The 20,469-nt window shown below is 42.6% G+C and carries 20 protein-coding genes; 8 read left to right on the forward strand and 12 right to left on the reverse strand.

The features are described from left to right. The first annotated feature begins 114 nt into the window (after nt 1–114). Together HWQ37_RS10230 and HWQ37_RS10235 are read left to right on the forward strand one after the other, a co-directional pair. The gene (locus HWQ37_RS10230) at nt 115–1,359 is read left to right on the forward strand and encodes an alanine racemase (protein WP_292746513.1); all 1,245 of its coding nucleotides are present in this window, start codon (nt 115–117) and stop codon (nt 1,357–1,359) included. 22 nt (nt 1,360–1,381) lie between these two features. Next, nucleotides 1,382–1,513, forward strand: coding sequence for a hypothetical protein (locus HWQ37_RS10235; protein ID WP_292746515.1), 132 nt, complete (start codon nt 1,382–1,384; stop codon nt 1,511–1,513). An 87-nt stretch (nt 1,514–1,600) separates the two neighbouring features. Here the strand turns inward: HWQ37_RS10235 and asnB are convergent, their stop codons facing one another. The 8 genes from asnB to HWQ37_RS10275 form a co-directional block, all read right to left on the reverse strand. After that, complete coding sequence (asnB, locus tag HWQ37_RS10240; protein WP_292746517.1) at nt 1,601–3,193, reverse strand: asparagine synthase (glutamine-hydrolyzing); 1,593 nt, start codon at nt 3,191–3,193, stop codon at nt 1,601–1,603. A gap of 74 nt (nt 3,194–3,267) precedes the next feature. After that, entirely contained in the window at nt 3,268–4,089 is an 822-nt protein-coding gene (locus HWQ37_RS10245) for an SAM-dependent methyltransferase (RefSeq protein WP_292746521.1), read from the reverse strand. 60 nt (nt 4,090–4,149) lie between these two features. After that, nucleotides 4,150–5,238: an alanine racemase gene (gene alr, locus HWQ37_RS10250; RefSeq protein WP_292746524.1), complete on the reverse strand. Its 1,089-nt coding sequence runs from the start codon at nt 5,236–5,238 to the stop codon at nt 4,150–4,152. Between the two features lie 30 nt (nt 5,239–5,268). Then, entirely contained in the window at nt 5,269–6,324 is a 1,056-nt protein-coding gene (locus HWQ37_RS10255) for a diphthamide synthesis protein (protein ID WP_292746526.1), read from the reverse strand. 394 nt (nt 6,325–6,718) lie between these two features. Beyond that, nucleotides 6,719–6,964: a hypothetical protein gene (locus HWQ37_RS10260; RefSeq protein ID WP_292746529.1), complete on the reverse strand. Its 246-nt coding sequence runs from the start codon at nt 6,962–6,964 to the stop codon at nt 6,719–6,721. A 126-nt stretch (nt 6,965–7,090) separates the two neighbouring features. Next, nucleotides 7,091–8,179: a fatty acid desaturase family protein gene (locus HWQ37_RS10265; protein ID WP_292746531.1), complete on the reverse strand. Its 1,089-nt coding sequence runs from the start codon at nt 8,177–8,179 to the stop codon at nt 7,091–7,093. 427 nt (nt 8,180–8,606) lie between these two features. After that, nucleotides 8,607–9,509 (reverse strand): S1 RNA-binding domain-containing protein, encoded by a 903-nt coding sequence (locus HWQ37_RS10270; RefSeq protein ID WP_292746533.1) that lies wholly within the window; start codon nt 9,507–9,509, stop codon nt 8,607–8,609. A 128-nt stretch (nt 9,510–9,637) separates the two neighbouring features. After that, a complete protein-coding gene (locus HWQ37_RS10275; RefSeq protein ID WP_292746535.1) occupies nt 9,638–10,378 on the reverse strand; it encodes a dienelactone hydrolase family protein in 741 nt (246 codons plus the stop codon). Nucleotides 10,379–10,681: 303 nt separating this feature from the next. On the opposite strand from HWQ37_RS10275, the gene HWQ37_RS10280 reads away from it, so the two are divergent. The 3 genes from HWQ37_RS10280 to HWQ37_RS10290 all read left to right on the forward strand — a co-directional run bounded on the left by HWQ37_RS10280 (nt 10,682) and on the right by HWQ37_RS10290 (nt 12,527). After that, the gene (locus HWQ37_RS10280) at nt 10,682–11,665 is read left to right on the forward strand and encodes a GntR family transcriptional regulator (RefSeq protein ID WP_292746538.1); all 984 of its coding nucleotides are present in this window, start codon (nt 10,682–10,684) and stop codon (nt 11,663–11,665) included. Between the two features lie 146 nt (nt 11,666–11,811). After that, nucleotides 11,812–12,114: a Uma2 family endonuclease gene (locus HWQ37_RS10285; RefSeq protein WP_292746541.1), complete on the forward strand. Its 303-nt coding sequence runs from the start codon at nt 11,812–11,814 to the stop codon at nt 12,112–12,114. A 125-nt stretch (nt 12,115–12,239) separates the two neighbouring features. Further along, nucleotides 12,240–12,527 (forward strand): Uma2 family endonuclease, encoded by a 288-nt coding sequence (locus HWQ37_RS10290; protein ID WP_292746562.1) that lies wholly within the window; start codon nt 12,240–12,242, stop codon nt 12,525–12,527. Here HWQ37_RS10290 and HWQ37_RS10295 read toward each other — a convergent pair. From HWQ37_RS10295 to clpP, 3 genes are all read right to left on the reverse strand, one after another. Next, a complete protein-coding gene (locus HWQ37_RS10295) occupies nt 12,524–13,444 on the reverse strand; it encodes an alpha/beta fold hydrolase (RefSeq protein ID WP_292746544.1) in 921 nt (306 codons plus the stop codon). The genes HWQ37_RS10290 and HWQ37_RS10295 overlap by 4 nt on opposite strands. Nucleotides 13,445–13,548: 104 nt before the next feature. After that, a complete protein-coding gene (gene clpX, locus HWQ37_RS10300) occupies nt 13,549–14,889 on the reverse strand; it encodes an ATP-dependent protease ATP-binding subunit ClpX (RefSeq protein ID WP_292746547.1) in 1,341 nt (446 codons plus the stop codon). A 9-nt stretch (nt 14,890–14,898) separates the two neighbouring features. Then, entirely contained in the window at nt 14,899–15,483 is a 585-nt protein-coding gene (gene clpP / locus HWQ37_RS10305) for an ATP-dependent Clp endopeptidase proteolytic subunit ClpP (protein WP_292746550.1), read from the reverse strand. Between clpP and HWQ37_RS10310 the strand changes: the two genes are divergently transcribed. Then, nucleotides 15,482–15,676: a hypothetical protein gene (locus HWQ37_RS10310; protein WP_292746553.1), complete on the forward strand. Its 195-nt coding sequence runs from the start codon at nt 15,482–15,484 to the stop codon at nt 15,674–15,676. The two genes, clpP and HWQ37_RS10310, sit on opposite strands and share 2 nt — an antisense overlap. A gap of 289 nt (nt 15,677–15,965) precedes the next feature. On the opposite strand, the gene tig is transcribed toward HWQ37_RS10310, so the two are convergent. Then, entirely contained in the window at nt 15,966–17,414 is a 1,449-nt protein-coding gene (tig, locus tag HWQ37_RS10315; RefSeq protein ID WP_292746556.1) for a trigger factor, read from the reverse strand. An 833-nt stretch (nt 17,415–18,247) separates the two neighbouring features. Here tig and HWQ37_RS10320 point away from each other — a divergent pair. Together HWQ37_RS10320 and dapA are read left to right on the forward strand one after the other, a co-directional pair. Further along, the gene (locus HWQ37_RS10320) at nt 18,248–19,285 is read left to right on the forward strand and encodes an aspartate-semialdehyde dehydrogenase (protein ID WP_292746558.1); all 1,038 of its coding nucleotides are present in this window, start codon (nt 18,248–18,250) and stop codon (nt 19,283–19,285) included. 117 nt (nt 19,286–19,402) lie between these two features. Further along, nucleotides 19,403–20,287 (forward strand): 4-hydroxy-tetrahydrodipicolinate synthase, encoded by an 885-nt coding sequence (gene dapA / locus HWQ37_RS10325; protein ID WP_292746560.1) that lies wholly within the window; start codon nt 19,403–19,405, stop codon nt 20,285–20,287. The last annotated feature ends 182 nt before the right edge of the window (nt 20,288–20,469 follow it).

The raw sequence follows: 20,469 nt of genomic DNA on the forward strand, positions 1-20,469 counted from the left end.
CAGGCTCAGATCATTGAAGCAGGAATCGCGTGACTTCTAGTCATGCGAGGTTCAATAGATCAACTTCAATATTCTACAAGCGCATCCTTCCTTGACCATTATCTCACGAAGAATATGGATTACATCTCAGAGGCCGTTTTAACCTACGCCACTCCACTCTATTTGGTAGACGAAATAATTTTGCGGACAACTGTTCGCCGCTTTATCAATGCATTTCAGACCTACTGTCAAAATGTCCAGATTGCCTACTCCTACAAAACCAATCCTTTGCTAGCAGTTTGTCAAATTATTCACCAAGAAGGAGCCTGGGCTGAAGTAGTTACAGGTGATGAACTGCACACTGCCCATAAACTGGGGATGCCTTATTCGCAAATTGTCTTTAATGGTCCTGGTAAAACAAAAGATGAACTGACATTAGCGATCGCAAATAACGTCATTCTCAATGTTGATAACTGGCATGAACTCTTACAAGTGGCGGATATTGCACAGTCTTGCGGAATTCAAGCAAAAATTGGATTACGTATTTCAACTGGGCATATTCGTGAATTTGGCTATAAGTTTGGCTTTGATGTGGATAATGGAGCAGCAGACGCAGCGATCGCCCATGTCTTAGCGAGTCAGTATCTTGAGTTGGAGGGATTTCATTTTCATCTCGACACAAGTATTTGCGATCCAAATAGCTACATCACAGCACTTAAAGAACTGCACACCTTGATTCAACGTCATTTCGATCCCCAACAACGAATCTTGCGGTATATTGACATTGGTGGCGGCTTTGCAGTCAAAAATAATCGCCCCCTCGAAGTCACAGCAGAGGATTGGTATGTCCCTGAAATCGAAGAATTTGCCAGAGCCATCTGCACAGCAGTAGAGCAACTCTTTCCCCCAGAAACACTCTTAATCTTAGAGCCAGGTCGCGCCCTGGTAACTGACAGTATGCTCTTTGCGACTAAGGCGATCAACATCAAGCAGCAACAGCAACGAACCGTAATTATTCTAGATGGTGGTCTGAACCTAGTTCCTTCAACTTATTATGTGGCTTATCCAGTAAGTATCACTTCAGCAGCAAGCTCTGACGGCTCAAGAGAAGAATTTACCCAGCCGATCGAGTTTTTTGGTTCACTGTGTATGTCCTACGATTTGATGAGTCATTGCTCAATCAGAAAACTTCCAGAAGTTGACGATATCGTTGTCTTTCACAACATTGGTGCTTACAATTACTCCGAGGCATTTAACTTCACGCGCGGTAAACCACCTGTTATCTTGATCCATCCAGATCGTAGTTTCAGCACGATCAGAGAGCGGGAGCCTTACGATTTACTTCACTCTTTGGAGTATTTGCTGCCCCTGAAAGAATAGATAAACAAAAGCACAGGACTGAATGGCACTAAGAAAAGATATAGCCCTTGCCCTGACTGGTTCCCAGCCTGGAGGCTGGGAACCGATTCTGGGAGGCTCCGCCTCCTCTTTCTTGACGAGAGGCAGAGCCTATGAGAATACATTCCCAGCCTAGAGGCTGGGAACGAGGTGACACAAGCCTTTGGGCTTTACAAGCGTGCCATTCAGCACAGGGCTTAAAGCCTAAAATTAGTGAGACTATCTATGTGTTTTCATAAACGACAGCGTTAGGTTGATAAGATCGCCAAGGCGCATGCTGAACTCCGCAAACCACCTGCGTTGCCCAAGGGAAATGATTGTAAAAAATTTGCTTATAGTAATACTCAGTGCGATGCAGTAAGGGAAACTGTTGCTGCTCTTGCTTAAATACCTGCTCCTGTACGCGATCGCAAATTGCCTGTTCAAAAGTATCCAAATAAACTTTACCTACTCCTTCCGGCATTGGAACTTTGCCGCGCTCTAGTATTTCCCTCGGCAGTCTTCCTGTGAGGGCTTTGCGAAGCAAGAGCTTTTCCTTAACTTCATAATTGGTGTAAGCAGAGCGAGACATACGATATTCCGTGGGTAACGCCAGCAGAAATCTTAGCAGCGCTGTGTCCAAATAAGGCGATCGCGTTTCTAGTCCAAATGCAGCAAACGTCCGTTCACCTAACAATTCTGTTTTATGTAAATCTTGTACTTGATGCTGGATCTCTTCATCGTATGCTGCCTCCGATGGAGCCTCTGCAAAAAATCGGTAGCCACCTAAAGCCTCGTCAGGTCCGATGCCATCTAGTAGAACTCGCACATCGGTTTTCTCTCGAATATATTTTGCCAAGAAGTAAAGCAGAATATGATTCGGCACTAAAACCGGATTAAAGGTTTCAATCACGCGAATAATCGCGTCAGCTTCTTTTAAAGCATCCTCGATGCTAACCTGGACTTCATGATGTTCAGTGCCGAGGTAATCTGCCACCCGTCTGGCATAGTGCAAATCGGTTGAGTCTGCAACGCCAATGCTGAAGGTTTTAAGTTGTCCTGGGTAGAGTTGAGCTGCAATTGCAGCTACACCGCTCGAATCAATTCCGCCAGATAGGAGAACACCAACAGGTACGTCACTCATTAGGCGTTTTGCGACTGCATCGACTAATTTTTCTTGCAGTGCTTCCACAGAGGCCGTGAATGAAATGGGTTGCGAACCTAGCGTTGGATATTCAAAAAATTGAGTGCAGTTAACCGAGCCAAGACCGCGAATCACAGCATAAGTTCCAGGTGGGAACTGCTGAACTTCGTTGTGGATGGCAGCTTTTAGCTCAGAGGCAATGACTAAACTATCCTCCGAAATTCCGATATAAAGCGGTTTTTCTCCAAGGGAGTCACGAGCAATGTAGAAGCACTTTTCTTGGGCAGAATATAGCACCAGTGCAAAAACGCCGTCTAAGTAATCTACCATTTGCACCCCATATTGCTCATAGAGGGGGAACAGAACTTCACAATCCGAGCGAGAACGAAACGGATAAGAGGCAAGCTGTTTTTCTTGCAGTTGAGCAAAGTTGTAGATTTCGCCATTGCACATTGCGAATGAACCGTCCTCGTAGGTGAACGGCTGATTGGCAGCGTCAGAGCGATCGTTGATTGCTAAACGATGAAAGCCATAGTGAACCTCATATCTCTCGTGTCCGAGTTGCAATTCCTTGACACAAAATATGCTGCTATCGGGGCCACGATGTCGCATTGCAGAAAATTCCTCGAAAGATTGTTGCTGTCGAGAATAGTCACCTTGCTGCCGCTCAATTCGCAAGTAAATGCCACACATGATTCAAGCACTGCTATATAAACATTAGACAAGTCTAGACATTTATTTCTTACTTCAACGGGAGCATGGAAGTGTCAACCGATCTTTCTAAACCGAAAATAGCTGAGACAGAGATATCCAGCTTTTCCAGCATCACACCAACTCTGGAAAACTTGCTGCTCAAACTGGCGGCGTTCTTGGCTTAATGTTTTCATTTGGTGAGAAGCATCTGCCCAAGCGTCCACGTCATCTGCATACCCGATCGCTAGGTTTTCAGAAAAATCGTTGTACCGTATAAGTTGAAACCCTACTGCATAGCCTAAACTCAAATAAGACTGAGTTGATACAATTTCTCCCAGACCCCATTTCCGCTGTAAAATGGCAGCACGCACCACTTCTGACTCGTCGCGTCGTGTCAGATCGCTCATCACAAATAATCCTTGAGGCTTGAGAACCCGATGCACCTCTCGAAAGACTCGCTCTTTACTGACTGCATCTAGTAAGCAGTCTTGTGCAATCACAACATCGTAAGTTGCATCAGCGAAGGGCAACTGAGCAAAATCTGCTTCAAAAATCTCGATCAGGTGGTTCAGTTTCTGTTCGTCATTTTTGCGTTGATTAACTTTGTTTTGCAGTGTACTGATGTTGACACAATCAACAGAGCAGCCAAATAGATCGGCCAAGTAGCGGGCTGTTCCTCCATATCCTGAACCAATGTCAAGCACTCGTTTGCTCATTGAACTTCCTGGCACTTTAAATTCAATGCCAGATAAGAGTTCCTGCGTGGCTCTCAGTCCACCCGTTTGAATATTGTTTGGATCTTCGTAGATGCCAATGTGATTAAATTCATCCCCACAAGCATTTAGAAAGAATTCATTCACTTCTGGATTGTCATACCAGGACTTAGCGTCGTTCATAGTTATTGAGTTGCACAATTAAAGAAAATTTTGAAGCGTCAATGTCCTTTCAAAACTTTACTAGACGGAACAAGAGTAGATTCTGGGAATTCTATTAGTAAACCCAATCGTGGCGATCGCTTCATTCTTGCAAGTTGATTCAGCAATTTGCCGTAATGTAATAGCCTCTTGTCCCTGACATCCTAATAACATAACCTCATCCCCAACTGCGATCGCATCGTCCTCAATCTCTACCGCCAGCTTATCCATACAGATATCACCTACAATCGGATAGCGTTTGCCTCGAATCAGTACTTCACCACTACTAGAGACTTCACGGTTGTATCCATCGCCATAGCCAATTGGCACAATAGCCACTCGCATGGCCGGATGAGTATGAGGTTTGTATCCTAGTGAAGCATCACGCAAGTGCTGCCGAACCTTGGTAACATGTGATTTAAGTGTCATTGAATCACGTAGATCCCAACTGCCCCCTTGACTTGCACCATTAAATAGAATGCAGCCACATCGCACCATGCTATAGTGCAGTTCGGGACACAACGCTACACCAGGAGATGCCAAGAGGTGTTTGAGGGGTATCGAAGACAGACAGTCTGCTAGGGTTTTGAAGCAATCTATCTGCTTTGAGAGCTGCTTATCGTCCGGTTCAGCATATTCACTCAACGCCAACTGCGAATACAGCCCTACTACCTTGCATTGAGGGATTTGTTGAAGCAATTCAACACAATGCAGGACTTGTTCTGGCTCAATGCCTGTCATTCCCATCCCTGTATCCACTTCAACATGCACTTTCAAGCCTGTATCTATGAAGCGACAGGCTGTCTCAATTGCAGCAACAGCTTCTACCGTAGATACAGCTACTTCAACATCATGTTGGGCGGCTTCAATATATTGGTCAATGTAGCAGTTGAATGAGAGAATTGGATTTTGAATGCCAGCTTGGCGAAGTGCGATCGCTTCCTCAACTAGCGCTACTCCAAAATAATCAACTTGATTCGCCAAGTATAAACTAACCGGTAACAAACCATAGCCATAGGCATTTGCTTTAACCACCGCCATTAATTTGACGTTAGCACCAACACGACGGCGAATCTGCTGCACATTATGAGAAATAATGCCCAAATTAACCTCAATCCAGGTGGGTCTCATCACTCTAGCAACTTTAAACGAATTGCAAACTTACACTACCGAACCACATTCTACATTTCCAGTCTGCGGAGAAACCCTGAGCTTAAAGTGGTTTAGTTCACCTCTAGCCCCTGGATAAACCTCATCAAAAGCAACTTTTCCACAAATAATGTGTGTTTCTTCAGAGTTGAGTACATAAACCCCAGACTCTTCAAAGCTTTCGATCCGAGGACAAGCGGTATTCACAAAGATATCAATGAACGGTCTATATCGCTGTAGCTTTGCTGGAGTGACATCCGATATATATAGCAAGGAAACCTCATAGCCCTGCTCAAGCAGTAAACTCCTCAGCTTTCTGGCGAGATTAACCCGCTGCTGTCCATGTCGCTTTTCAATCACAATGCCAAATCGTCTACTCCGCATTGCCGTTTCCATTAAGTTTCGCCGCTTTTCTATCAGAGGTTCACGCCAAGGTGAAATATCTATCAATCGGGCATTGTATGGATCGAACCAGAAAACAGGTTTCACTGTCTCATAGAGTAACCCTGAAGAATGGAATGCATCAGAAACAACCAGGAAACAGTCTACATCTTGCTCTTGACGGGTTAGCTTACTGTAATGACATCCTAGTACTTGTCCTGATGTCACCAAATAATCCGATTGAGGCAGAGATACATTTACTTTAGACCCCAGAAATTGCACAATTGGCTGTGCATAGTCTTGGAACTCTGTAGACCAAGCAATGCTCATCTTCTTAAATCTGCCATTGACGAGTGGATCTAACAGATTTCCCATGCTGGCTTCAGTCAGTCGATGCACAAAGTTCATGGGAAAGAACAAAATCCGCTCTCGATCCTTGCGGAAGTATTCTGTATGACCAAAGCTAACAATTGTATCGACACTCAAATCTTCAAAAGCCTCGATTGGGATATCGCATCCTCCCCAATGCTCATCTCCCAGAATGAAAGTCTCAATCTCGGAAGACTTGAAGAAATTTTCGATGTCAACATATCGATCCAGGACTCCTTCTGGCAGCAAAAACAGAACGCGTTTAGCATTAGCGTCGTCAAGCTGTTGTTTCAATCGCGGCAAATCCAGGGTAAACATATATTATTTCAGGCTGTGTTTGCTTAAACTTGAAAACAGCAGAATATCAGGTCTGTGCGAGTCTAGTCAGATTGTCCACAACTTTACTTTCAATTAAGACTGTGGTAATCCAAAAGACAAACCTCCAGCAGTTGAGAAATTTAGGAACAGCTTCCGCCATTCCTAAATTTCTCAACTGCTCTTTTTATGAACTGAGACATTCTGAGTCTAATAGGAATATAGTTGCTGCTGTTCACAGCCAAGGTGTTAGATTGCCTTCAAAACCACAGGTTTGGAAGCAAAAAAACCTGATACTCCATCCGCATCACTTGCTACCAAGTCCGTCTCTCAAGTATTGCTTCACCAGTCTGCTATAGGGAACAAGCATACTTCCAGTTCGACAGTGTATTTGATACTACTGCTTCACAAACGTTTGAACGCCATACAGCCCATGCAATCCATGCAGCCCATGCAGTCCTTTCATTTGCTGCTGTGCAGAAACGCTATTCACATCCTTTAGAGTCTGTAGTCCGTGTAGTCCGTGCAATCCATGCAGCCCATGCAGTCCGTGTAAATTTTGTTTTACAGATACTTGATAGATATCTTTTAGCCCGTGTACTTTGCGTAACTCTTTATACTGTGTCGTCTTTTCTACAAGCATTTTGATACATCCTAAACGATAAATCTGAAAAACTGCATTGACACTTATTTGATAACTCGATCGTTACTTTAATATGGCAAAGGTTAATTGTATGGATGTATTTTGTTTAAGAATCAGTAAACCTTTTTAATAGTCGCTTGTAGGACAGGGAACAGACTTTTCTCCTGACCAATCTGTAAGAGTATTTTCATCTTTATAATGCCGGGGAGTTTTCAGCAGCAAATACCAAGCTTCCCCAGCATCCAATAAATTAAAGCTTTCAGAATAGTGAGTTTCTAATAAATCTCTAACCATGCCATAGTAATCCGAGTTCATTCCTGGAAAAATATGATGTTCAGTATGGTAAGAAAAATTTAAATGTAACAGATCAAATATTTGATAAACCCGCAGAGACATACTATTAATTAGTGGGTCATTAACGCTAGTCATCCGACAAAGTAAATGATTTGTATAAATATAAAAAATTACTCCAGCGTAACCAATTGCAATCGGTAAAAAGTAACCAAGTATAAGTTTTATAGGTTCAAATTGGAGATAGATTAGGACACTCAGATGAATTGTGAACATCATCAATAATTCTGCTGCGATCGCTCGACGATCTTTAGGACTGACTGTAAATGCAGCAGGAACATAATCGACGGATTTATGATTGAAAAACAGCACAGATGTCAGATTGCGAAAAGTATGTACTCCCCAAGCAGAAGTCATTCCCACTATGAACCATATAGGGTTTACTTCAGTTGAAGGTACAAATAAGTCTTGAATCCATTTTCCCCAGGTTGAAGATTGTTCATATAAGTAATTACGATCTGGGTCGCCTAAATCATTAGTGTGATTATGATGTACTCGATTATGAACTGCTTTCCATAACGTTGGTGGCATCCATAACATTGTTAGCCCTAGAAAACCAATGATATAGATTAATCGAGGATTTTTAATTACGCTACCATGCATCAAATCGTGGGTGCTAAATAGTAAGACAACCACGCTATTGCCCATAATTATGCTTAAAGGTACATAAAGCCATAAAAGATATGTCGACCAAGAATCTAACCGCGCCGCTATCATCCAACCTAATATCAAAATTGCCAGATTAATAAACAAGATAATTAACTTACTGGGATCGGGGATAAATGCTTCATCTGGCATCAGAGAACGTAATTCTTTCGCATATACTTTCTGATGAATCAATTTTGGCTCGGTACTAACATTCATAAATAATTGTCACGTAGAGAATTTAGCTGAGTGAAGTTTTGCGGTAAATCGTAGCGTTTTTAAAATTAAAACGATTCAATTCACAATAAGTAAAAGTCTAAACATACCACACAATATTTTTACAATAGACCTATTGGATAATTTTGGCATCGCCCAGAAGTAAGCCTCAGAATAAATTCTGAGGCAATTATTGTTTTAACCGCATTTCCAGCGAGAGGCAAGAGGTATAATCTATGAAAAGCTTTCTGAATTTGCAATCCCCCCACATCTTGGTAGATGCAGGGGGGATAAAATAACCCACTATTTAGATTATCGATCGATTTTTGGGCGCTATTCACCGATTAATCCCATATACGGCAGGTGCGATGTCTACGACGGGCTACGCCTACGCACTACTTATACTTTGTGCAAGTAGCCCATCTCAAAACTATTCAGATGCTTTGTTATTAGCTCTATTAGCACGCGCCTCTGCTGAAGCCATCACTTCATCGAAGTTTTCTAGCACTTCACCAGGAAAGTTTTCCAAAACTCTAGTAGAAATAGCAACCCGCCCTTTGCCTTCATCCAAGTCAATAATTACAGCTTTAATTTGCTGACCAACTTGAAATACTTTTTCTAAAGAATCAATGAATTTTTGGCTTACCTGCTTGATATGAAGTAAGGCGCTCATCCCACTTAAATCGACAAATACACCAAAAGGTTTGATACCAGTAACTTTACCTTCCACCAGTTGACCTAGTTCTAATAAGCTGAAGTTGCTAGAACGGGTTGCTAAACGTTGTGAAAGAATGAGTTTGTTAGTGTTACGATTAATTTCCAAAAAACCCACAGTCAGATTTTGACCTTTGAGAGCTTCTAAATTATCACGCTCTGCTAGGTGCGATCGCGGAATAAACCCCCGCAAAGAAAGAATATCGACGGTGACACCACCTTTATTCACACCCATAACCCGTACTTGCACAGTTTGAGCATTTTCCTGCATTTCGGTCAGTCGTTCCCAGATGTGCTGAATTTCCAACTGCTTTCGAGAAAGGGTGACTTGCCCTTCTGCGTCCTGATCTCGGATAATCAAAAACTGCATTTCCTCTTGCAATGGCAGCACCTCCGATAAATCGGTAACTGCTCTCAAAGAAGCCTCATCGCGCGGCAGAAAAGCTGACGACTTGCCACCAATATCAACATAGGCTCCATCATGGTCAAGTTGGAAAACTTTGCCATGTACAATTTGTCCCTTTTGAAATTGGTAGTCGTGTTTTTCTAGTGCTTTGGCAAAATCGTCCATTGTAAAGGGCGAATTGGCTGTTTGAGAAAGTTTCGATTCGGAATTCATGACTTTTGAAGATTAGTTGTTATTTGATATGGTGCAACTGAAGTTTAGATTGTCATTTGTCATTTGTCATTTGTCCTTTGTTATTCACCAATGACCAATGACTAATGACAAACCTGGCTGCGTATGCTTCAGTTTAGTTGACCAAAGAGTTGTTTTACTTGCTCCCAAGCATCAGCCGCAGCTTTAGGATTATAACTGGCACGGTGGTTACAGAAAAATCCGTGATCAGCTCCATCGTAGCGAAACACACGATGAGGAATTTTATATTTTTCTAACTCTGCTGCAATCTCATCTACTTGTTCGGCTGGGATGCTAGCATCGTCTGTACCAAAAAAGGCATAGAGAGTACCTGATATTTCTCTGGTACGGGTGACAGTAGGAACGCCGCCTCCCGGTGTGCGGGTGGTAATTCCAGCACCATAGAAGGAAGCCGTAGCTTTAATATCTGGCAAGGTGGCTGCAAGATAGGCGACATGACCGCCAAAGCAGAAACCAATACAGCCAAAACCATCTTTTTTCACTTGAGGTAAATTTTTGAGGTAGTCAATTGCTAATTGAATATCGCTCAATAACTCTGAGGCTTGAGTTTGCATGGCGTAGCTTCTGCCTGTTTCAATATCTCCGGGTGTGTATCCGGTTTCAAAGCCAGGAGCAATCCGTTCAAAAAGTGCCGGTGCGATCGCTACATACCCAAGCTGGGCAATCCGTTCTGTAACTTCCCGAATATGAACGTTGACACCAAAAATTTCTTGTAATACCACCACTCCTGAGTAAGTTCCAGGTTCTTTTGGTTCTGCCAGATAAGCTGACACTTGAATATTATCTTGCAAAAGATTAACCGTTGCGGTAATTGTTGCTTGCTCTGTCATAATAATTTTTACCAGTGCTGTGTGATTAGTCGTGTGTTTATTTGATATAACTATGCCAGTATGCCTAGCTTTTTTCTAATTAAATTATCAATTACCAATAGTGACCGCATTAGAAATTTGTATCAGAAAAACTTTATATGGAAATAACATATTTTGTATGTAACAACTAAAACTAGTTATCCAAGGATGCTGAGTTAAAAGTGCTGAGTAGTAAAGCAACACTTAAGACTCAAACCTCAGCACTCAAAACGGGCTAAACGCCCCGCTAACGCTAACAGCACTTAGTATTCAGGAGGTTTGGTGATGATTCAATTCCGTATTCAGCCAGACAGCGAAATCCCGGCATCAACCCAGCTGTTTAATCAAATCCGATTTGCGATCGCTTCCCGACAATATCCCCCAGCTTACAAATTACCAAGCACACGGGCGCTAGCAATGCAAACTGGTTTACACCGTAATACCATAAGCAAGGTTTACCGTCAACTAGAAGAAGACGGATTTGTTGAAAGTATGGCTGGTTCGGGTATTTATGTTCGTCCTCAAGGTCATGAGGGCGGTAGTAGGTTGCAATCACCAATTCTCAAACAAAATCCTGATGCCTATCAAGTTGTCCAACAAGCACTTGACGAGCTGCTCACCCAAGGATGTTCACTGAATCAAGCCAGAGAGCTATTTTTAGCAGAAATTGACTGGCGCTTGCGTTGTAGTGCGCGGGTACTGGTTGCAGTTCCATCTTATGATATGGGTGCTGGTGAGTTGATGGTCTATGAATTAGAGCGATCGCTAAAAATCCCAGTTCAGTTGGTAGCAATGGAAGAATTAACAGCTGCCCTAGATAAAACTACCTCTGCCACAGTCGTCACCAGTCGATATTTTATCAGTAATGTGGAAGCGATCGCAGCTCCAAAAGCTGCACGAGTAATTCCTCTCGATATCTACGACTACAGCAAAGAACTTAGCCTGTTGAAAACCCTACCAAAAGAAAACTGTGTAGGCATAGTCAGCCTTAGTTCCGGGATTGCCCGAGCCGCAGAAGTCATCCTCCACGGTTTGCGCGGAGATGAACTACTAGTGATGACATCACAACCAAAAGATGCTTATAAACTTCAGGCAATGGTTAAACGAGCTGAAGTCATCATCAGCGATCAAGCCAGTTTTGCGGCAGTGCAAGCAGCCGTACAAGCAGCCGATGAAGATATTATTCGTCCACCAAAGCTGATTAAGGTTGAAAATTATATCGGCGCTAACTCAATTAACTTGCTAAAACGAGAACTGGGTTTGAGTTAATCCAAAGGGTACTGAAGAGAGCTAAAAATGGCATAGGCGGACACACCTAACAAATAACTCAGGATTATGATTGTGGAAATCCAACCCTACATTGGTTTGCTGAAAGCAATCAAGTAGATGTATATCTAAAACTGTTGAGAGGCGATATGAGTATCCCACTTCTGGACTATCCCATACAAGAGAAACTAGTAACTGTCGCAGATGTTTCATGGGAGGAATTCAAAGCTATTGAGGCACAGCTAAAGGACAACTGCAATGTCCGACTCTCTTATTTGTCAGGAATATTAGAAATTATGTCCCCCATTGGTGAAAAACATGAATATGTAAAAAGAACTCTCAGCTACTTGCTAGAAGCCTACATGAGAGAGTTAGGCATCCGGTTTTATCGTAAATCAAAGGGTTTAAGACCCCTACCTCTACAGGTAGCATCATTTTCAGTCGGGGTTTAAATCCCCGTCTGAAAATGTCTTTAATTTTGAATTTTGAATTTTGAATTTTGAATTGTTAAGGTCTTGGTGGTTTTACTTTAGAAGAACCTGGGTATGCTTCTGGCACACCAGATGAATCTTACTGCATTGGTAGCAACAAAGAAACGCCAGACATTGTTATTGAAGTTATTGTTACTAGCGGTATGCTTAACCGAAAAGAGTTATACAAACCCAAGAAAGTACCTGAAGTTTGGTTTTGGAAATCTAACCAGATAAACATATTAAGTTTAAATCCGGGTGGTGAATATGAAGAAGTAAACCGTAGTGGTTTCTTACCGAATTTAGATCCAGCTTTGTTGATAAAATATATCGCGCATCCTGATCAATACGACGCTGTTACCGAATTTGTGCAGACTATCCGAACAATCAGTTAACCCAACTGCGGCTCTGGCGTGTTAATTTGCAAAAACTCTTGTACCCGTTGCAAATAAGTTGGTACATCTTCCAACATTGGGAAATGTGCTGTGTTGGGAATCATCACAAATTCTACCTTGTCACTCAATGACGCTGCTTGACGACCCATCTCGGCTGGAATAATCTTGTCATATTCCCCTGCTACGAGTAGAGTCGGCACTGTCAGCTTGGCAAACTCAAGGGGCATCACTTCAGCTTGAGCCTTACTGACTGAAGTAAAAATTGTCCCTAAAGCCGCATCATAATCTGCTTCCAGAAAATCTTGTAAAAAAGCTTGGCGCTCAGAATGTGGTATAGAACTATATAAAAATCTGGCCATAAACATTCGGTCAACAAATGGAATTTTGCTTAACCACTTGGGACGGAATTTCACTACATAGCCACCGAATTTATGAAAAGCACTAAATGATTTTTCGTCGTACTCGAAAACGCCGCTACAAGTTAAAATTCCTCGTTCTACTCGTTCGGGATAGCGGTTAAAAAATAAAGTTGCAACAGACGCGCCCATTGAGTGAGCATGAATATAAACACGCTGAATATGCAACCCATCTAACAAAGCTGCCAAATCATCAGCGTATTCTTCTAATTCATAGGTTAACTCTCTGATTGCCTCTGATTCTTCCTGTAAGGACTCAGATTCAGCAACAGCTTCACTGGCTTGGGCGATGGTTGGCTTCCCACGAGAACGGCCAAATCCCCGCAAATCGTAGAGTAAACAATCAAATTGCTCTGATAAAACATTAGCAGTATTTTGCCAATATCTAGCCGAACCAGCCCAACCGTGCATAAAAACCATCACTGGTTTTACCAAAGAACCAGATGGTTTTTTCACCCACTCGTAATAATGCTCAACGCCACGAACATTAATATAAGGCATTAGTCATTTGTCCTTTGTCAGTTGTCATTAGTCATTTTTCCCTGGTATATGGTTATTATTCCTTAGTTTTTGACCAATTACCAATGACTAATGACCAATGACTATTAAGCTGATTCTGGCTTCGGTAGTGAAGATGGATGTATTATCAGTTCAGCAGTCGATCGCTTCTCGACCATTTCCCTTGTAACTGTACAGCGTGTCACATCCTTACGGGATGGTAACTCATACATTACATCCAACATCAATTCTTCGACAATACCACGTAATGCTCTCGCACCAGTTTTACGGCGATATGCTTCTTGAGCGATCGCTCGTAAAGCATCTGCTTTAAAATCTAATTGAACATTATCCATCTTCAGCAGCTTTTGGTACTGCTTCACTAGGGCGCTGCGTGGTTGAGTAAGAATCGCCATCAGCGCTTCTTCATCTAGCGGTTCTACTACTGCTACCATTGGCATCCGCCCAATAAATTCTGGAATCAGGCCAAATTTGACTAAATCATCCGGTTCTAGATGGCGAAGAGTGTCTGCTGCTCGTTTCTCCTTCGATTGCCCTTCTCCGGGTTGCACAAAACCGATTGCTTTTTTGCCAACTCTCTGATCTACAATTTTTTCTAAGCCCACAAAAGCACCACCACAGACGAACAAAATATTACTTGTATCAATCTGTATGCAGTCTTGATAAGGATGCTTGCGCCCTCCTTGGGGTGGTACATTAGCGATCGTTCCCTCTAACATTTTCAGCAAGGCTTGTTGCACGCCTTCGCCAGAAACATCGCGGGTAATTGACGTGTTCTCACTCTTACGAGCAATTTTGTCAATTTCGTCAATGTAAATAATTCCCCGTTGCGCTTCCTCTATATCCAAATCTGCCACCTGTAACAGTCGCAGCAAGATATTTTCTACATCTTCTCCCACATACCCCGCTTCCGTCAGCGTCGTCGCATCAGCGACGGCAAAGGGTACATCCAGGATTTTCGCTAGAGTTTGCGCTAAGAGAGTTTTGCCGCAACCAGTCGGGCCAATTAATAAAATATTGGACTTTTGCAGTTCTATGGCATCATCCGCCCCAGGTTTGCCACTGGCTTTAGACTGAATGACTGCCAGCCGCTTGTAGTGATTATAAACAGCTACTGACAAAACTTTCTTTGCTTCGTCTTGACCAATAACGTGTTCGTCTAGATACTTTTTAATTTCTCTTGGCTTGGGTATTTGATTAAACGAAATACTAGCAGAGTGGGTACGCCGTTTTTGAGGTGGCTCTGCTCTTGGTGCTGGTTGTGCTGCCGCACCATTAGTATCGAGTAACTCCTCGTCTAGTATTTCATTACACAAGTCAACGCATTCATCGCAGATGTAGACTCCCGGCCCTGCGATTAATTTACGCACCTGCTCTTGAGACTTGCCACAAAATGAACATTTCAAATGGGAGTCGTACTTAGACATACCAGCCTCTTATTTCAGAATGGTGACGTTTTCCCCTGCTACGGGAAGATTTTGCCTGGAAATGACTTGATCGATCAAACCGTAGTTTTTTGCCTCTTCTGCCGACATAAAAAAGTCGCGCTCAGTATCTGCTTCAATTCTTTCTAAGGGTTGACCAGTATGGTGAGCCATTAACTGATTCAACTTAGCCTTAACGTAAAGAATTTCTCTGGCTTGAATTTCAATGTCAATGGCTTGACCTTGAGCGCCACCAAGTGGTTGGTGAATCATAATCCGGGAGTCGGGCAGAGACATTCGCTTACCGGCAGCTCCTGCTGTCAACAAAAATGCCCCCATGCTCGCGGCTAATCCAAAACAAATGGTAACAACATCAGGGCGAATTTGCTGTATTGTATCATAGATTGCCATCCCTGCGTAGACGGAGCCGCCAGGAGAATTGACATACAGTTGGATGTCTTTTTCTGAGTCTTCAGCGTCTAGGAATAACAATTGAGCCACAATTGAGTTAGCTACGGCATCGTCTATTGGCGTTCCTAAAAAGATAATCCGCTCTCGCAGCAAGCGGGAGTAGATGTCGAAAGCTCTTTCGCCCATGCCAGACTGCTCTATCACCATCGGCACGATGTTGCTAGGGCTGCTTAACTGGGAGTTAATGTTTATTCGACTTAAGTTGCTGATTGGGGAATTTGCCGACTGCGATTCAAGCATACAAGCTTTCTTTGACGATAATTTAGGACAAATGTTTCAGCAGCAGATGCCGCCTTTTCAACGAATGGAATTTTTATAAGCTACGTGTTAACCATTATGCCTCATATAATTTCCTCTCGTGTAACACAGTATCAAGCTCAAGCGATAATTGGTGTCACTATTTGCCGAAAATCCATCACATTAAATTTGTTATGGGCATTGGGCGTTTAGCCCGTGCTGAGTTAGGAGTTAGGAGTTTTGTTTATCTCCTTGTCTCCCTTGTCTCCCTCATCTCCCGCTGCTCCCCTGCTTCCTCATCTCCCTTAGCTTACCCATTTCACCAGTACTTTAACTCAGAACTGGTGAATTCATGGTTGTGGGATTTTTTATTATTCTTCTGTCACTTCTGTAGAAGTTTCGCTGTTTTCTTCTTCAGTCTGAGGCGTATCACCATCAGCATCAGATTCTGCGTCTTCCGTTTCTTCCGTTTCTTCTGCGGGACTCAAGGAACCTTCAGGTACAAGTTCAATTGAGGAGTGTTCTAAGAGCCAATCGATGATTTTTTCGGTTAACAGTTCGTTTTCCACGATTGATCGCAGTTTATCTTCATCAACGTCCTGTTCCTCTGGGTATTGCTCCAAAAGTTCTGTGACTCTGGCTGCGATTTCTTCTGGTGTTACCTCAATAGATTCGCGTTTGCCGATTTCCCGTAAGGATAATGAACGTTTGATGCGTTCAATTGCTTCAGTACGCGATCGCTCCCGCAATTGCGGAATAATATCTTGAGTAAACAGCTTTCTCACATCCAATCCCTGCTGAGACAGGCGCATTGCTGTTTGCGTTAGCATTGAATCCACTTCTTGCTCAATCAAGGTTGCTGGTAAGTCAACTTCTACGTGCTTGAGCAGTTCCGCTAACAAGGCTTCCTGCTTATTGGTTTTTGTTTTGTCGTCCGCCTCTTTTTGATATCGCTCTACCAAAGAAGCGCGTAACTCCTCTAAGGTTTCAAAATCGCTGATTTCCTGGGCTAAATCGTCATTGATTTCTGGTAGTTCCTTCTCTTTGAGTTCTTTCAACGTCACGGTGAAAGTTGCGGCTTTTCCAGCTAATTCTTCATTAGCATAAGGATCTGGGAACTGCGCTGCAATTTCTTTGGTTTCTTCAGGATTCATCCCCACGATTCCCGAAATAAAGCCGGGAATAAACTTATCTTCTTGTAACTCAACTTGAAAATCAGTTGCTTCGGCTCCAGGAATCGGTTCTAGTTCGGCTGTTTCGTCTTCGCCCTCAACTCTAGCGAATGAACCTTTAAAATCGACTACGGCAATATCGCCGATTTGGGCTGCACGTCCTTCCACAGGAATCAATGTCGCCAATTCTTGACGTTCTTTATCTAGAGTGTTTTCTACTCGCTCTGGATCGAACTTGACTTCTTCGGCCTTCGCTTGCAAATCAGTGTACTGCACTAAATTCACTTCTGGTTCTACATCGACAGCAGCCGAAATCGTCAGAGGTTTTCCTGGTTCATAATTCTTAATCAAATCCTCAAAAGAGGAGCGCAATTGCGGCTGACCGATTGCTGGGATGGATTCTTGTTTGACTGCTTGCTCAATGCCATCTTGAATTAGTTCTTCCAGCGCTGCTGCCTTGATTCGAGTTGTACCCAGCCGTTGTAGTAATATCGGGCGAGGCACTTTGCCTTTACGAAACCCAGGAATATTCGCAGTACTCGCTAAGTTTTTAATGACCTGTTCATAAGTTTGCTTGGTAATTTCCGGCGTAATCTCTATTTCCAGGCCAATTTGGCTGGCGGGAAGTTTTTCCTGGGTGACTTTCATGCTTCGTCTCTAGTTTTCTGGTATTTTATACTCCGAGTACACACAAGACGCAATAAAATAATTGTTTGCGTTTTTGGCTTGATGTCTCTTAGTGTTTGGCCTGGGGCAAAGATCCAGTTTACTGCCAATGACCAAAGACTTGACATTTTACCTTTATAAGAATTTGGGCATTGGGCGTTAGGAGTGCTGAGTGCTGAGTTAGGAGTTTTGTTTGTCCCCCTTGTCCCCCTTGTCCCCCTTGTCCCCTCATCTCCCCACTCCCCGTAAACTTAGGAATTAATTATTCACTGGGCTGATGCCGTGATATCCTGGTTCTCAAAGAGTGGTTAGTACGCCCAAGTTAAAGTTATAGTATTGAGTCTAGCTATTATCTAGCTATTATTAAGTTGTGTGTGGTACGAGAGCGCATCTGTTACCTAACCGCATAGCTCAGTTTTACGTTGTGTTGGCTTTATGCATTTCGCTCCTAAGTATATTTATCATCTTGGTAAGGAACTTTGCAGCCAATAAATTTGTTACTTTACAGGTAGGATGCTTGTTAAACTTCTAAGTGCAGATATCTCCATTTTTATGCTACATGGCGATTTATTGTACAATAATATATAGTTAAAACCGATGAAAAAGTTAAATCACTATTGTTCTAAAATGCAACATCGCTTAACTTATTAAATAACTAAAAAAAATAAATATATTAGTTATATAAAGATCGGCTAAATTAGAGAAAAATCTAAACCTATTCAAAATGTATTTCCAGACTGCGATCGCTATTTATATATAAAATTGTCAATTATTCCAAAAAATTGCAGATAAATCTCTTAAAGGAGGAAGCAAGTTTGTCGAAATCCTATCGTTTAGCTATTTTGGGAGCAACTGGTGCAGTTGGCACAGAGTTGCTGGAATTGTTAGAAAGTCGTAATTTTCCGATTGCTGACTTGAAGTTATTGGCATCGGAGCGGAGTGTTGGGCGATCGCTACGGTTTAAAGGGGAAAATATACCAATAGAGCCAGTTAGCGATCGCGCCTTTGAAAATGTCGATATAGTACTAGCTAGTGCCGGTGGTTCCACATCCAAAGCTTGGGCAGCAATTGCCGTCGAAAAAGGCGCAGTGGTAATTGACAACTCCAGCGCCTTTCGGATGAACCCGCAAGTTCCCTTAATAGTCCCAGAGGTCAATCCCCAAGCCGCAGCGAATCACCAAGGCATTATTGCTAACCCCAACTGCACAACGATTTTAATGGCTGTGGCAGTCTGGCCATTGCATAAAGTTAAACCCGTGCAACGCATCGTCGCTGCAACCTATCAATCTGCTAGTGGTGCTGGGGCTAGGGCAATGGCAGAAGTCAAAACCCAAACAAGCGCTATACTACAAGGACAGCCACCGGTTGCCGAAATATTGCCTTACCCATTGGCATTTAATTTATTCCCCCATAACTCCCCATTAAACGATTTGGGTTATTGTGAGGAAGAAATGAAAATGGTCAACGAAACCCGAAAAATATTTGGCACGCAGCAAATCAGAATCACTGCAACCTGTATACGGGTTCCCGTACTCCGCGCCCACTCAGAAGCCATTAATTTAGAATTTGAGACTCCCTTTAGTGCAAAGGAAGCCAGAGAAATTTTAAATTCCTCCCCTGGAGTAAAATTGGTAGAAGATTGGGGAACGAATCATTTTCCAATGCCAATTGAAGCAACAGGTAAAGATGAAGTTCTAGTGGGAAGAATTCGTCAGGATATTTCCCATACTTGTGGCTTGGAATTATGGTTATGTGGCGACCAAATTCGCAAAGGCGCAGCATTGAATGCCGTACAAATCGCGGAGTTGTTGGTAGAGAAAAATCTACTCAAACCATTAGCTATTAGTCATTAGTCATTGGTCATTGGTTAACTGACAAATGACTAATGATTGAAAGTAATTTGCAGATAGGTTATTACAATAGAGAACCACCAAGATATAAAAACATGGGTAATCAGGAGTGAAAAAAGGGTGGGAGATTTTGGCAATGTTTTAACCGCGATGATTACGCCATTTAAAGCAGATGGTAGTGTCAACTATGATGTAGCGGCAGAACTGGCGGCACATCTAGCTAACAACGGTACAGATACATTGGTAATGTGTGGTACAACAGGAGAATCCCCGACACTAAGTTGGGATGAAGAATACCAGTTGTTTGTCGAAGTGTTGCAATCCGTGGCCGGAAAAGCCAAGGTAATCGCAGGTTGTGGATCAAATTCCACCAAAGAAGCGATCGCAGCCACCGAAAAAGCGTCTAAGATAGGAGTACATGGTTCCTTACAAGTTGTTCCTTATTACAACAAACCGCCACAACCGGGATTGGAAGCGCACTTTAAGGCGATAGCACAAGCCTGTCCCGACTTACCATTGTTGTTATATAATGTCCCTGGTCGTACCGGACAAAACCTTCAGCCAGAAACAGTTGCCCGGTTAGCTGAGGTTAGCAATATTGTCGGGATTAAAGAATCCACTGGTAATATAGATCAGGCAAGCGAAATTCGTCGCTTGACACCAAAAGAATTCCACATCTATTCTGGTGATGATTACATGACTTTGCCCTTGTTAGCGATCGGGGCAAAGGGTGTGGTAAGTGTAGCTTCTCATCTGGTAGGAAACCAACTACAGCAGATGATTCAAGCTTTTAGTGCGGGTAAAATTGAGGTAGCCACCGAGATTCATCTCCAACTCTTCCCGTTATTTAAAGCTTTATTTCTCACTTCAAATCCCATTCCAGTGAAAAAAGCACTAAAACTTCAGGGTTGGGAGGTTGGTTCAACTCGTCCGCCGCTATGTGAAGCTGATTTAGAAGTCAGTCAGAAATTAGAAGCGGTTCTGAAAGAACTTAGTTTAATCTAGCCACCAACTAGTTAAGCGCTGATAATCTGCTTCTTATCAAAGATACATATAAACAACGATCATAATTGTTCATAAGTTGCAATTTAAAAACCTGTGCTAGGACTGATAGATATACTATGAATCCTTTAGTGTACAGTCGATTTTATTGAATAAAAAATTGAAATCTTCAATTAAAACTTGAT

Source organism: Nostoc sp. NMS4, from assembly GCF_017115095.1.
GTDB lineage: Bacteria > Cyanobacteriota > Cyanobacteriia > Cyanobacteriales > Nostocaceae > Nostoc.